Origin of the sequence: Aeromonas sp. Prich7-2 (assembly GCF_017939255.1) — a bacterium.
In the GTDB taxonomy this organism is placed as follows: domain Bacteria; phylum Pseudomonadota; class Gammaproteobacteria; order Enterobacterales; family Aeromonadaceae; genus Aeromonas; species Aeromonas caviae.
Genome location: NZ_JAGKRI010000169.1, coordinates 103,398 through 116,481, shown reverse-complemented (window position 1 = coordinate 116,481; position 13,084 = coordinate 103,398). Strand labels below are relative to the sequence as shown.

At 62.4% G+C, this 13,084-nt stretch carries 13 protein-coding genes; 9 read left to right on the top strand and 4 right to left on the bottom strand.

Annotated elements, in window-relative coordinates:
- Positions 1–702: 702 nt before the first annotated feature.
- The gene (locus tag J9892_RS20080; protein WP_210538763.1) at positions 703–1,482 is read right to left on the bottom strand and encodes a hypothetical protein; all 780 of its coding nucleotides are present in this window, start codon (positions 1,480–1,482) and stop codon (positions 703–705) included.
- Between the two features lie 592 nt (positions 1,483–2,074).
- Between J9892_RS20080 and J9892_RS20075 the strand changes: the two genes are divergently transcribed.
- The 3 genes from J9892_RS20075 to J9892_RS20065 all read left to right on the top strand — a co-directional run bounded on the left by J9892_RS20075 (position 2,075) and on the right by J9892_RS20065 (position 6,187).
- Complete coding sequence (locus J9892_RS20075; protein WP_047337395.1) at positions 2,075–2,905, top strand: DUF932 domain-containing protein; 831 nt, start codon at positions 2,075–2,077, stop codon at positions 2,903–2,905.
- Positions 2,906–2,984: 79 nt separating this feature from the next.
- A complete protein-coding gene (locus J9892_RS20070; RefSeq protein ID WP_210538762.1) occupies positions 2,985–5,030 on the top strand; it encodes a ParB/RepB/Spo0J family partition protein in 2,046 nt (681 codons plus the stop codon).
- A gap of 842 nt (positions 5,031–5,872) precedes the next feature.
- Positions 5,873–6,187, top strand: coding sequence for a DUF736 domain-containing protein (locus J9892_RS20065; protein WP_047337397.1), 315 nt, complete (start codon positions 5,873–5,875; stop codon positions 6,185–6,187).
- A 71-nt stretch (positions 6,188–6,258) separates the two neighbouring features.
- On the opposite strand, the gene J9892_RS20060 is transcribed toward J9892_RS20065, so the two are convergent.
- Genes J9892_RS20060 through J9892_RS20050 form a run of 3 tightly spaced genes read right to left on the bottom strand, consistent with a single transcriptional unit; the run spans position 6,259 to position 8,814 of the window.
- Positions 6,259–7,278, bottom strand: coding sequence for a hypothetical protein (locus J9892_RS20060; protein WP_116326034.1), 1,020 nt, complete (start codon positions 7,276–7,278; stop codon positions 6,259–6,261).
- Positions 7,275–8,528, bottom strand: coding sequence for a hypothetical protein (locus J9892_RS20055; RefSeq protein WP_116326035.1), 1,254 nt, complete (start codon positions 8,526–8,528; stop codon positions 7,275–7,277). Before J9892_RS20055 ends, J9892_RS20060 begins: the two co-directional genes overlap by 4 nt.
- The gene (locus J9892_RS20050) at positions 8,521–8,814 is read right to left on the bottom strand and encodes a helix-turn-helix transcriptional regulator (RefSeq protein WP_047337410.1); all 294 of its coding nucleotides are present in this window, start codon (positions 8,812–8,814) and stop codon (positions 8,521–8,523) included. Before J9892_RS20050 ends, J9892_RS20055 begins: the two co-directional genes overlap by 8 nt.
- Positions 8,815–9,131: 317 nt before the next feature.
- On the opposite strand from J9892_RS20050, the gene J9892_RS20045 reads away from it, so the two are divergent.
- The 6 genes from J9892_RS20045 to J9892_RS20020 all read left to right on the top strand — a co-directional run bounded on the left by J9892_RS20045 (position 9,132) and on the right by J9892_RS20020 (position 13,021).
- Positions 9,132–9,482, top strand: a complete 351-nt coding sequence (locus J9892_RS20045; RefSeq protein WP_047337399.1) for a DUF2958 domain-containing protein — start codon at positions 9,132–9,134, stop codon at positions 9,480–9,482.
- Between the two features lie 348 nt (positions 9,483–9,830).
- Positions 9,831–10,601: a DUF2285 domain-containing protein gene (locus tag J9892_RS20040; protein ID WP_047337400.1), complete on the top strand. Its 771-nt coding sequence runs from the start codon at positions 9,831–9,833 to the stop codon at positions 10,599–10,601.
- Between the two features lie 111 nt (positions 10,602–10,712).
- Positions 10,713–10,997 carry a helix-turn-helix domain-containing protein gene (locus J9892_RS20035; protein ID WP_011241663.1) on the top strand — a complete coding sequence of 95 codons (285 nt, stop codon included), beginning with the start codon at positions 10,713–10,715 and terminating at the stop codon, positions 10,995–10,997.
- Between the two features lie 26 nt (positions 10,998–11,023).
- Complete coding sequence (locus J9892_RS20030) at positions 11,024–11,869, top strand: replication initiator protein A (protein ID WP_113994982.1); 846 nt, start codon at positions 11,024–11,026, stop codon at positions 11,867–11,869.
- A 253-nt stretch (positions 11,870–12,122) separates the two neighbouring features.
- Complete coding sequence (gene parA / locus J9892_RS20025) at positions 12,123–12,761, top strand: ParA family partition ATPase (protein WP_116325961.1); 639 nt, start codon at positions 12,123–12,125, stop codon at positions 12,759–12,761.
- A complete protein-coding gene (locus J9892_RS20020; protein WP_047337411.1) occupies positions 12,758–13,021 on the top strand; it encodes a hypothetical protein in 264 nt (87 codons plus the stop codon). The genes parA and J9892_RS20020 overlap by 4 nt, the downstream gene beginning before the upstream one ends.
- The last annotated feature ends 63 nt before the right edge of the window (positions 13,022–13,084 follow it).

Here is a 13,084-nt window from a genome sequence, read left to right as displayed (position 1 = left end):
TGTCGTTGGTGGAGACCGGCAAGCGATTGGGCCGCTGCCCACAGGAGTGGTTGAGGGCCGTGGTCAGGGCGTGCATCGAGAAGACAGATTATCCCATCCCGGCAGAACTGATGCCGTCAACCCCGTCCTGGTGAATAGATACGATTACGTTTCAGTTCGGTAATGCTGGCTACAGTAGCGGAGAGAATCTGATTGCTCATTATCGATTCCTAATAGTCTGGCACTCAGGAAATGGAAGTGGCTATACACCTAAAGCAGTGGCCGGGATGATTCGACCTTACAGTAGCACTTTTACTGTCTCAGTTATCCCTGAACTTACCTGTCCTTAGGCAAGGCTGAGCTTTGATGCCTCACACTTACGGGCTTACGGTGCGTATTCCGGTGAAGTTGAACAGTGATTCCGGAATCTGTGAACACCATTTCCGGAAAGTATGCGGCCAGGGATTCTGCGAGCAGAAGCTGAGCTTTGAGGGGAGGCATCTTTTCGACTCACCGAACAAGCCAGCAGCCAAGCGCAGCGCGGCAGTTGTGGATCCAGGTCATTGGGGTTCTAGGGATTTTCCGTCCAAAAACGACAAAGTGCTCTGGAGGCCACGCCGTCCGCGGCCTCCAGAGGGGTATTACTTTTTTGGCGCTTCACATAGCCAGTCACAATAAATCAATCACTTAGCAGTCTGAATGTCGCATTTGGACGGAAAATCCCTAGAACCCCACATAGGTGCTGTCCGCCAGCTCGTCTGGCCCAAGATCCAATGCGCAGTTCGCCAACGAGGCCAGGGTGCCGTCGGTAAGCTTGAAGCCCGTGGGTAGCAGCCCGTAGTTTCGTGCGCTGTTTTCCTCGATGGCGGCGAACAGGGCCTTGAAGAAGTCGGCCCGTGACGGGCGCGACGCCACGGTGGCCGCCGCAGTCAAAGGATCTGTGGCTTCCATGCCGGCGTTCTCCGCATCGGCAGCCAGTTCTCGCAGGAACTGATCCAGCGATGGCCAGTATTTCAGATCGAACTGGCCGCGAAGGGCATCCAGGCGATCCTTGACCCAGGAGTTGAACAAGTAGTTGTGCTCGGATGCCGCTTCGATCACGTCGCAGACGTGATAGTGCGTTTCGCTGCTGAAGCCGGAGGTGTTGTTCAACTCGGTGCGGCGCTCCAGCAGCTCCGCCAGTTCCTCGGCCTTCCGTGCGATCTGCCGGTTGACGCCGGCCAGTTCGTCGCGGGCGACGCGCGCCTCGGCGATCTTCTCCGGGCTCCAGAACGCTGCCGTGCTCAGCAGAAGGTCCAGGAAAACCTTGAGTGCCGGCGGACGCGGCTGCAGTTTTTCGTACAACTCGCCGTAGGCCTCCCTCAGCTCGACGCCGCGGGCGAGCAGACGGTCGGCGACGGCATTCTCGCTGGGCAGGATGCCGTGCTCGATGTTGTAGCGCTTTCCTTCGATGAGGATGGCTTCGCAGGCTTGCTGCGGGCTTGTCGTCTGCGGTGAACTCATGTTCCGTTCCTGATGTTGAAGACGCTTTGCAGCGTATTTAACCAAGGCGGGCTTGTCGGTACCCGAGTCTTCGTCTATCGGCTGACTTTCAGGTACCTCATGCGATCCGGGCGTCCCCGGCCAGGAAACGGCCGGTCGCGCTGTCGTGCTGCGCATCGAGCCTCGCTGCACGAGTCTCGCCCCCTTCGGGCTTCCATCGCTGACGCCTCCGGCCCGGATTCCTCGATCCGGGCCTGCGCGCTTCGCTTGCGTGCGGTTCAGCACACGAGGGGGGCCGTTGCCATGTACAGCCGTCTTCCCTGACCTCATCACCTTGTCCGCGACTGTAGCCCGCGTCCGTGTGCCGTCAAGGCGCGCAGGGCCGTGTCCTCGGCTGCGCCTGCGGGCCGCACCAACCCTGCGCTTGTTTCCTTGACGGCTCCCGTCCGCGTGCTCCTGACCGTCGCGGGCGATGAACTCAGGAAAGACGGTGGCAACAGGGCCAACCGGGTTCCTCGTGCCGACCGCACAGAACAGCCGAAAGGCTGGGCTCCGAATCTAGGAATCCGGTGTGCGGTTTGAACAGCAAACCCTTTTCGTCAGGAGAAAGACCATGCAACTCGCATCCCGTTTTGCTTCCCGTTCGCCGTCGCTGCGCAGCGACTACCCGCTGACCGATGACCAGATTCACCGCGTGGCCCCGTCCATCTTCGCGGAGGCCCCGCACGAAAGCCGTTCGCAGCGGTACGCCTATATTCCCACCGCCGCCGTGCTGGCCGAACTGCGCAAAGAGGGTTTTCAGCCGTTCATGGCGTGCCAAACCCGCGTGCGCGACGAAGGCAAGCGCGAACACACCAAGCACATGCTGCGCTTGCGCCACGCCAGCCAGATCAACGGCGCGGAAGCCAATGAAATCATCCTGCTGAACTCGCACGACGGCACCAGCAGCTATCAGATGCTGGCCGGGATGTTCCGGTTCGTGTGCAGCAATGGCCTTGTGTGCGGCGACACCGTGGCGGATGTGCGCGTGCCGCACAAAGGCGACGTGGCCGGTTCCGTCATCGAAGGCGCTTACGAAGTCTTGCAGGGCTTCGAGCGGGTGAAGGAATCCCGCGATGCCATGCGCGCGATCACGCTGGATGAAGGCGAAGCCGAAGTGTTCGCCCGCGCCGCGCTGGCCCTCAAGTACGACCCCACCGGCAACAAGCCCGCGCCCATCACCGAATCGCAAATCCTGATGCCGCGCCGGTTCGACGACCGCCGCCCGGACTTGTGGAGCGTGTTCAATCGCACCCAAGAAAACCTGACCAAAGGCGGATTGCATGGCCGCAGCGCCAATGGTCGCCGCCAGAAAACCCGCCCGGTGCAGGGCATTGACTCCGATGTGCGCCTGAACCGCGCCCTCTGGATGCTGGCCGATGGCCTGCGCCAGTTGAAAGTCTGAATCCCCACGCGGCAGGGGCAGGCAGCAGCCCTTGCCGCTTCTTTCGCTGCTGCATTCCTCACCGCAAGGAGTTATCACCATGAACGCCATCCCCCAAAGCGAAGCCCGCGCCATCCAAGTCCCCGCGCTGGAAACTGTCGACCCGACCAAGAGCCTGATTCTGGTTCCGCTGTCGCGGCTGGTGTCGCGCCCGACTGGTCGCAACGTGCGCAAGACCCCGCGCATGTCCATCCCCGAGCTGGCCGCGAGCATCCAACGTGTCGGCCTGCTGCAAAACCTCATCGTCACCGCGACCGCTGACGACGAACCTTATGAAGTCGTCGCCGGTGGCCGTCGTCTTGCCGCGTTGAAGCTGCTGGCGAAGAAGCACCGCATCAGCAAAGAATGGGAAGTGCCTTGCTTGCTGGTGGCCGATGGCACCGCCCGCACGGCCAGCCTCACCGAGAACGTGCAGCGCGAAGCCATGCACCCGGCAGACCAGTTTGAAGCCTTTGCCGCGCTGGTGGCCGAAGGCCGGCCCATCGAGGACATTGCAGCGGATTTCAGCGTTACGCCGTTGGTGGTGCAGCGCCGCTTGAAGCTGGCGAACGTATCGCCGCGTCTGATGGCCGACTATCGCGCCGATGCCGTCACGCTCGACCAGTTGATGGCCCTTGCCATCACCGACGATCACGCCGCGCAGGAAACCGCCTTCTACGATGCGCCGACGTGGCAGCGGCACCCGTCCCAATTGCGCGACCGCCTTACCGAGCGTGAGATTGACGCCTATCGGCATCCACTGGTTCGCTTTGTAGGGCTGGATGCCTACGAAGCTGCAGGCGGCGGCATCCGCCGCGACCTGTTCGCGGATGATGATGCAGGTGTGTATCTGACCGATGCCGCGCTACTGGAGAAGCTGGCGCAAGACAAGCTGGCCGGTATTGCCGCCGAGGTGAAGGCCGAAGGCTGGGCATGGGTGGATGCCACGCCGAGCGTGACCCATGCCGACTTGCACGCCTTCCAACGCGTCCCGAGGGAACGCCTTGCGGCGAACAAGCGCGAAGCTGCCCGCATCGAGAAGCTGCAAGCCAAGCTGCACGACCTGGCAGAAGCCGTGGATGCTGCGCTGGATGCCGACGACGAGGAAAAGGCCGGTGTCTTGCAGGAGAAAGGCGAAGCCTTGGGCGAACAGTTGCAGGCCATCGAGGACAGTTTGCAAGACTACAGCCCGAACGTGAAGGCCGCAGCCGGTGCCATCGTCACCATCGACCGCAGCGGCGAAGCCGTGATTCATCGCGGCCTGATGCGCGAAGCCGAAGCCAAGGCGCTGCGCACGCTGGAACGCTTTCGGCAGGGTTTCGGTGGCGCAGACGCTGAAAACGAGGATAAAGCCGAGGACGACGAGCAGCCCAAGGCAGCCGCCATGTCCGACCGGCTGGCACAGCGGTTGAGCGCCCACCGCACCGCCGTGCTGCAAATCGAAGTCGCCCGGCGTCCGCAAGTGGCGCTGGCTGCGCTGGTGCATGGCATGGTGCAGACCGTCTTGCAGAAAAGCCACTACGGCCACGACCTGCCATTGGGCGTGAGCCTGAAGGTGCAAGACCGACTGGAAGGCATGGCCCCGGACTGGCCAGAATCGCCCGCCGCCGTCGCGCTGCGCGAACTGCAACAGGTAGCAGGCGACGCCTTGCCGGAGGACAGTGCCGAACTGTTCGCCGTGCTGCTGGCGAAGTCGCAGGATGAACTGGTGCGGTTGCTGGCCGTGTGCGTGGCACCCACGGTAGACGTGGTGACGCTCCGCGCCACCACGCTGCAACCCGGCGCGGAACTAGCGCAGGCCGTGGGGCTGGACATAGCCGCATGGTGGAAGCCCACCAATGAGGGTTATTTCCGGCATGTGCCGAAAGCCGCGATTCTGGAAGCCGTGGGCGAGTTTGCACCGGAGCATGTGACCCGGCTGGCGAAGTTGAAGAAGGCCGACAGTGCCAGCGAAGCCGAACGGCTGGCCGATGGCACCGGCTGGATGCCCGCCATCTTCCGCACCGAAGGCCCGCAAGAGGTAATGCCGGAAGCAGGCACGGAGCAGGACGGTACGGGAGAAGCTGCCGCCGTGGCGGATGAACCGGCCGAGGCATTGGCCGCGTGACCCTGCACCGCAGATAGGCGCTCCGGTTCCGACCGGGGCGCTTCATGCTGTCGAAACGAAGGACTCCCCCCATTCGCACCAGCTCCAGGCCGTTCCGCCTTGGAGCTGGCGGTCAAGAATCCGGGCGCGGCGGTAGCCGCGCTCGGATTCAAGGCCCAAGCCAAAACGCCCCTTCGCCGCCTTCGGGCAGGCGGCGAAGGGGCCGCGCACAAGCAGCCTTGTGCGCGAGAAACCCAAGAAGCCGGCAAGTGCGCCGGCGCATCGCGCCGCCGGTGCTTAGACAGCGCCCCGCTGCAATGGGCGAGGCTTGTAGGGCTACGCTCAGGTTTGCTGCGGCAGGTTGTGCGAAAGCGTGCCGTCCCCGACGCTGGCAGTTCGCTGCCTGGTCGTCACGAAGGACGGTTCACCGACACGCCGCACGGCCATGCCTATGGAGCTTCCACGCCACGCCTCAAGCACGTTGCCGCCTGCGACGGCAGGCGCGTTCTCGCCCTTGTCCTTGGTGGTTGGCCTTGCCCGCGTCAGGGCGCAAGCCGGTGAAGCCGTCGCGCGGGGATGCCGAGTCGGCCATGTCTCCATTCGGGGGCGGTCGGCCTGTACGTCCTTGTCTTGTTGTGAATCCTGGCGGGGGGGCGGCTGCGCCTTGGGCTTGATGGTCGCAACCTTCCAGCGAAAACAATTTCCCCTGCGCTGCGCGCATTCCTCGCGGGACAAATTCTTTTCGCTTCCAGGCTCTCCGCTGCGCTTCGACCGCAAGCGGTGCGGCCAGCCCATCCCCCGCCGGACGGATCACAACAAGGACGCACTGGCGCGACCTTGTTCAACCCGAAAGGAGAAACATCATGGCTAACATCGGCACCTTCATCGCAGAGAAAGACGGCTTCACCGGCACGCTCCGCACCCTGACGCTCAACGTCAAGGTCAAGCTGGTTCCCAACGACAAGGGCGACACCGAGAACGCCCCCGACTTCCACCTTCAGGCGGCCGGCCACGAGATCGGCGCGGCGTGGAAGAAAACCAGCCAGGCCGACCGTCCGTACCTGTCGGTTTCACTCGATGACCCTTCGTTCCCCGCGACGGTCTATGCCCGCCTGATCGAGAACGAGGACGGCACGCACGACCTGATCTGGTCGCGTAGCAAACCCAAGGCAGCCTGACGGCCGCCTACCGCGCCCCGCCCCTTGCGGCGGGGCATGGCATCTCTCAGTTCCAATCGCTCGCCTGCGCGTTAGGCGAGCGCAATCTTTCGATCTACGCCGCAAAAATCAGCGATCACTCCAACCACTGCCTGCGCCTGTGAAGGCAGCGCGGATGGCGTGGGAGCTTGGGGCGAAAAGGCTGCGGACTCTAACGCAAGGGCCACATCGAACGCCGCTGACCCCGTTAGGTTCCTGGCAAAGAACTCGGCCAACAGATCGGCTTTGACGTTACTGGCCTGTTGCTGAAGCTCCTGTTGCAGCGTATCAGCGAGGCCAGGTTGAGCCGCGACGCCCTCCACCAGTGCTGCCGCCATGCGACCGACCTTCTCCGTGAAAGCCTGCCCTGATACGCCGTAGCGTATTCCGCGTTCGATGATCTGACGGCGTTGCTCCTGATCCTCAGCAATGAATTCTCTGAGGATGAAGTCCATCGCGATCATGAAATGCGAGCATGAGGCATAGAAGAGTCTCCATGCCCGATTGCCGGAGGCGATTTGGGTCAACAAATATTCGATGTCTTCAAGCCAAGCGTTGCATCCGTCGAAGTTCAAGGAGTGAAGCAGGCGAGATTTGCTTTCCTCATACCTGCCACGCCAGTCACCACTCAATCGGCCTAGAGAGCCCGATTCAAGATCCGCAAGGAAGTCTTCCTCGGTGATGCGCTCTTTGTGGCTGCGTGCGCTATTAGTTAGTCGCGAAAGGAACTTACCATCCAATACCCGGACATTGTGTTGGAGGCCAAACTCGCGAACATCCGGCCTAGAATCTGTTGTCGCGACAATGCACGAGTCAAGACCTAGAACTGACTGCAGTCCCTTTGCCCAAAAAATGCGTTCGAGAGCCTGCGGTGTCTTCTTGTTCTTGATGTCGACGCAGATGCGTTCTCTGCTGAGAGGCGAATTGCGCGCATATAGCCACAGATCGACATCGGTTACATCAAATCGATGGAATGTAAACTTGATGCCTCTGGCAACATAGTAGCCAATGCTTAGGAAATAATTCCGCAGCGCTTCCTCGGCGGCAGAGCCCTTTAGTGGTTGACTTTTCATCTCTTGAGCCCGCCGGTTCGAATTTCTTGGAGCAGGTTGCGCGCCTTCAGTTTCACTGCCTCTGTGGCATTTTTCCGCTGCACTTCTCGATTCAATTCCGGCGCGACGTACTCAGTGATACGTGCACCAGGAATATGCGAAACGCTCTCGGCCGTTATGTCGCCATCTTCGATTACGGCGAGTGCAAGACGCCCCACTTCCGGCTTCAGGAGCCTCATGCTGAACATGCCGTTATCAGCAGGTGTCACGGCGACGACGCCTTTGAGCTCAAGGGCCTGATAGTCGCTTCCAATAGCGGTGGCGGGACCGACGCTATGGCCTGCGATCAGCTTATTCATGAGTGCCGAAACCATCTGGATACGGCCACGGTAATAGCTGCTGACGGTCATCCCGTAGGTGAGCGAGGCTACCAGCGCCTTGGCCAAATCCAACGCGTCGTCCGCAATGGAGTTGCTGAATTTGGAGAATGCAGCCGGACGGGTAACGAAGTAGCTCTTTCCCTGATCATTACCCACGACGCTGACATCGAATAGACCAATGGAGTGAAGGCGTGCGAAAAGATCCTGCCCGAGAATCCTGTTGACCGTCTCCAATGGTAGGCAGCCTGTTTCTTGAAGCTTCTGATTCACTTCTGTCAGAAGCGCAGCCTCGGGGGCTTTCAAGGTTGATAGAATTGCATTGACCTTCCGCGCATCATCGCGCCGGAACAGGTTGCCATTGAAAAGTAATTTCTCTTGAGCCGAGATCGGCTCAGAGTCAAAGAAGCCGATGTTGGTCGCAAGATCCAGCGTATCGCCGACTTCCTTGCGTGAAAGCTTCAAATTATCGGAAACGACCTCGGCGATAGCTTTGTCCGTCGTGGGCGTCTCGGAGGCAATCTCTGATACGAAGATTACGGCTTCTTCATGTGCCTCGTGGCTGCTTTCATCGAAAATTCTGGATGTGTGCTCGAGCACGCTATGTCCAGTCAAACCGAGGACTTCCACCCCCCCGCTGCCCGGCAGGATTAGCTTTTGTCGCGCGAGTTCGGCAACGATTGCAGGGAGTTCCGTTTTGGGGCTGATGTGGTTGGCACGTGCGAGGGCTTCTAGGCGTTGTTGCGTGACAACGCTTTGCCTTTCCGCGGAGATTGCGGACAACAACGTGCCACTTTTCCCAGCGAAGGCGATCGAGTCAAAATCTTGGTTCGTTGTTGCTTGAAGTTTTCTTGCGTGGTGCAGCAACCACGCGCCTTGGGTCTTCTTATCCATGAACATCCCGTTGCTTGATAGATAGCAGCTCTTGTTCTATTTGCTTAAGCACACGCCTTACCTTGTCCATGTCGTCGCCTGCATAGGCCAGAGTCAGCAACGTGAGCGGATGCACGTCCATGACCTTGCACAGTTCGGTCAGCTTGTGCATGGTCGGGCTTTTCAAGTCGCGCTCCAGCGAACTCATGTAGGTACGGCTGGACACGTCGGAGAACGCTTCCTGGCTCAAGCCGCGCGCCTTCCTGACTGTCCGTATCGCCGTCGCCAATGAGTGTTTCGCTGCCACCAACTTGGTTTCCCCTAGAAAACCAAGATGACAGCTCATTGCACCCAATAGGGCTACAATCTATAGTATTCATTCCTGCTGAGCAATCCGCCTCATGCTTTTACGGAAATCCGCAACTGCGGATTTAGCCGGAGCCAGAGAGTTACTTCCGTGCCTTTCCTGACCCTCACAATTGCGCTTCTGCGTTTCTGTGCATGTACGGATTCGATGGCTTGCGCCTTCGTGCTTTCCCGCCAAAGCACGCAGCCGCTTCAGCGGTTCCGCGCTTCGGTGGAAAAGCGTACCCGTGCATCTTCGGATGCGTGGGGATTCGGGGCATGACCCAGCCGCTCGTCACCGCTGAACAGCGGGCGCAACTGCTCGCCGTCGGCGCGGCACGCACCGCTGGCCGGAGCATCGACCCGATGCCGGCGGTGCGACTGTTCACCCCTGACGCGCACGCCACCTGGCTGCTAGCCGCGCTTGACCCGGACGACGGTGATACGGCCTGGGGACTGATCGACCTGGGTATCGGCCTGCCGACGTTGGGAACGGTGAAGCTATCCGATCTGGCATCCATCGTCGGGCCGAGCCAGCATCCGGTGATGCGTGATCTCTACTTTCTGGCAGAGCGCCCGCTGTCGGAGTACGTCCGACGGGCGCAGGAGAACGGCTCGATCACGGATTGAGCGGCCACGAAGACAGAGAAGGCCGAGCCAAGGCGAGCACATTGTGACTATTTCGGTCTTGGTCAAGACCGAATAGATCTTGCTCGGCTTTATTGCACGAAATCGGTGCGTGCCTGACCGAAACAGACATGATCTTTGGCGCGGGTTTCGGCACGGTGCCTGATGCTGACTCCGATTTTCTGGCGTTTCAGCCGTCGCATCGAGACGATTTTCGCAATGCTTCGGAGCCAATCGGTCTTGACACCTGCCACATCAGTTCACCCCGACCCGATGACAGCTTGATGGCGATTCGATAGCTCCGTACGGCGAAATCCGTGGCGACGTTCCTGCTACACGGGAGGTTGCGTCATGGCCGAAGCGAGCGCCGAGCATTGGTATCCCACCGCCGCCTATCTCTACACACTGCACCTCGACGGCCCGGCACTGGCCTGGGAGTACCTGCGACGGAATCCCGATTACCGCCGCGACTGGCTGCGCCGTCGTCGCCGGCCGGACGCGGCGCAGGCTTGGGGCCTGCGCCTGCTGGAAGATCCCGCCCTGGATGCGCGGGACGCGCATCCGGCCTGGTTCCCCGATCACGATGCCGTGGTGCAGCTTCTTCCCGATGCCGATCCACCGCCCGAAGCCGCTGTCTTCGAATTCTGGCGCGTGCCTGGCCGCAAGCAACTGATCCACGATGGCAAGCGCCTGGTGCTGGTGTCGCACTGGCCCGGCTGCTGCTTGCGGCTCGCACTTGCGCCCGGCCTGGAAGACGGCATGGCGTATCTCTACGCCACCCGTGCTTGCGCCGCGCCTTGCGCGCGCTATCGCACGCTGGCGGCCGAGCTGGATGCGCTGTCCGCCGCGACCGTGGCCGCGCCTGCGGCAGCGGCCCGCTCCCGGCCTACGCCGTCCGCGGTGCTGGAGCTACACAGCTTGCAGGCGCTCGACGCGACCCTGGCGGGCGCATCCTTACGCGAGGTGGCCGAAGGACTGTTCGGCACCGATATCGTCGTGGCCGATTGGCACAAGGACAGCGCCTTGCGCGCCCGCGTGCGCCGGCTGGTGCGGCGTGGCGAGGCGTTGATGCGCGGCGGCTATCGCAGCCTGGCGCAGCTTCCGCCAGTTGCATCGCAGTAAGGGGGACGTTTTGCAGTCCCTGCAATTCGTCCCTTAGCAGGAAGCCCGGATTTCTCGAAAGTGCCTCTATCCGGTCGCGTGGTGTGGCCGGGCTTGATGGAGGACCATCCCATGCGACCCGCTCCCTTGCGGCCTGCCGCCGCTGCTGTCGCTGCGCCCGCGCAGCCCCAACGCTACCTGACCAACGACGAAGCCGCCGACTACCTGCGCCTTTCGCCGCGCACGCTGGAAAAGCAGCGCGTGATCGGCGGCGGGCCGAAATTCCGCAAGTTCGGCCGCCGCGTCATGTACGCGGTGTCCGACCTCGACGCCTGGGCCGATGCGCGCAGCTACGCGGCTACGTCCGATCCCGAGTACGCCGAGCGCCACGCGGGCGACTACCGTGATGGTCGCTGACCTTCGGCGCGTGGATGGCCTTCGCCATGCCCAGCCCGCCAGGGCAAGCCTTGCCGCAGCGCGAACAACTCGACCTGTTCCGCGCGCTGCCGGGCGACATGGCGCCGCGCGACAGCCAGGACTTGATGGCCTTTCCGTTCTTTTCGCTCGCCAAGTCGCGGCGCACAACGCCGATCGACTTTCGCACTGGCGGTATCACCATCCGCGTGGAAGGCACGCAGGAGCATGGCATCGCCACGATCTGGGATGCCGACATCCTGATCTGGGCCGCCAGCCAGATCGTGGAAGCCCGCGATGCGGGCATACCGACCTCGCGGCTGATGCAGGTGCGCCCCTACGAGATCCTGCGCTTCATCGGGCGCGGTACGTCGCTGCGCGACTACCAGCGCCTGAAAGCGGCGCTCGACCGGCTGCAATCGACCACGGTGGCCACGTCCATCCGCGAAACCACGGGAAGGCGTTTGCACCGCTTCTCGTGGATCAACGAGTGGAAGGAACTGGCCGATGCCAGCGGCACGCCGCTGGGCATCGAACTGATCCTGCCGGACTGGTTCTATGCGGGCGTGGTGGACGCGGCCCTGGTGCTGACCATCGACCCGACGTATTTCCGGCTCACCGGTGGCATCGAACGCTGGCTGTACCGATTGGTGCGCAAGCATGGCGGGCGGCAAGAACACGGCTGGCAATTCGACTTTCAGCACCTGTACCGCAAGTCGGGCAGCGTAGCGCGCTTCTACGACTTCGCCGCCGATTTGCGCGCCCTGGTGGCGCGGCAATCGTTGCCCGGCTACGTCTTGGGCATCGAGCGGATGCCTGGCGAGAAAACCGAGCTGCTGACCTTCCGGCCCGTGCTGCCTACGGCACGGGGATAAGTGCGGGAAAACCTGTGGATTCACTCGTGCTATCAGGCAACAGGAGGCTCGTGCTATCAGGCAACACATCCTCGTGCTATCAGGCACAAAAATCGGCTGAAAACCCGCGCCATTGCTGGCTTTGCGCGCCCTCTAACATACCTAACAAGAAATACATAACTTTTAGTAGAAGCGCGCCGCTTCGGTGGACAACTGCGAAACGGCACCACGCGCAACAGCCAAAGCCCGGCTTTCCAACCCGGAGGGCCGCGCCATGATCGTCGCGCTGCTCAACCAGAAAGGCGGTGTCGGAAAGACCACGCTCGCCACGCACCTCGCGGGCGAACTCGCGCTGCGCGGCCAGCACGTCATCCTGCTGGATGCCGACCCGCAGGGTTCTTCGCTGGACTGGACGCAGCGCAGAAGCCAGCAGGGCTTGCCACGGCTGTTCAGCGTCGTGGGCCTCGCCCGCGAAACGCTGCATCAGGAAGCGCCGGAGCTGGCCCGCCGCGCCGATCACGTCATCATCGACGGCCCGCCGCGCATCGCCGCCTTGGCGCGCTCCGCGCTGCTGGCGGCCGAGCGCGTGCTGATCCCGGTGCAGCCCAGCCCCTACGACCTGTGGGCCAGCGCCGAGATGGTGGCGCTGATCCGCGAGGCGCAGGTGTTCCGGCCTGCACTGCGCGCGGCCTTCGTCATCAACCGGCGCGTCAGCACCACCATCACCGGCAGGGAAGCGCGGCAGTCGCTGGCCGAACAGCCGCTGCCGGCGCTGCGTAGCGAAGTACGTCAGCGCATCGTCTTCGCCGACAGCGTGGCCGCTGGCCGGCTCGCCCGCGAGACGGCACCCGACAGCGTCGCCACCCGCGAGATTGCCGCGCTCGCCGATGAACTGCTGCGGTGGCCGACATGAGCAGCCCGCGCAGCAAGCGCGTTGGCATCGGCGCACGTCCGCCCGCGAATCCGCACGCCGAGGCGTGGATTCGCCAGGGCGATGCCGGTGCGCTCAACAAGGGCGACCTCTACACCGCACGCCTGACGCTCGACGTGACGCCCGCGCTCCGCGCGCGCATCAAGATCGCCGCCTTTGGCCAGGGCGTGACCGTGGCCGAACTGCTGCGCGGCCTGCTGGAGCGCGAGTTTCCCGACAAGCGCCTGGAGAACCCGCCATGAACGCATCCGCCTTGCCTGCCGCTCACGCGGCGACGGCTGCACCGGCTGCTGCGCGGCCTGCTG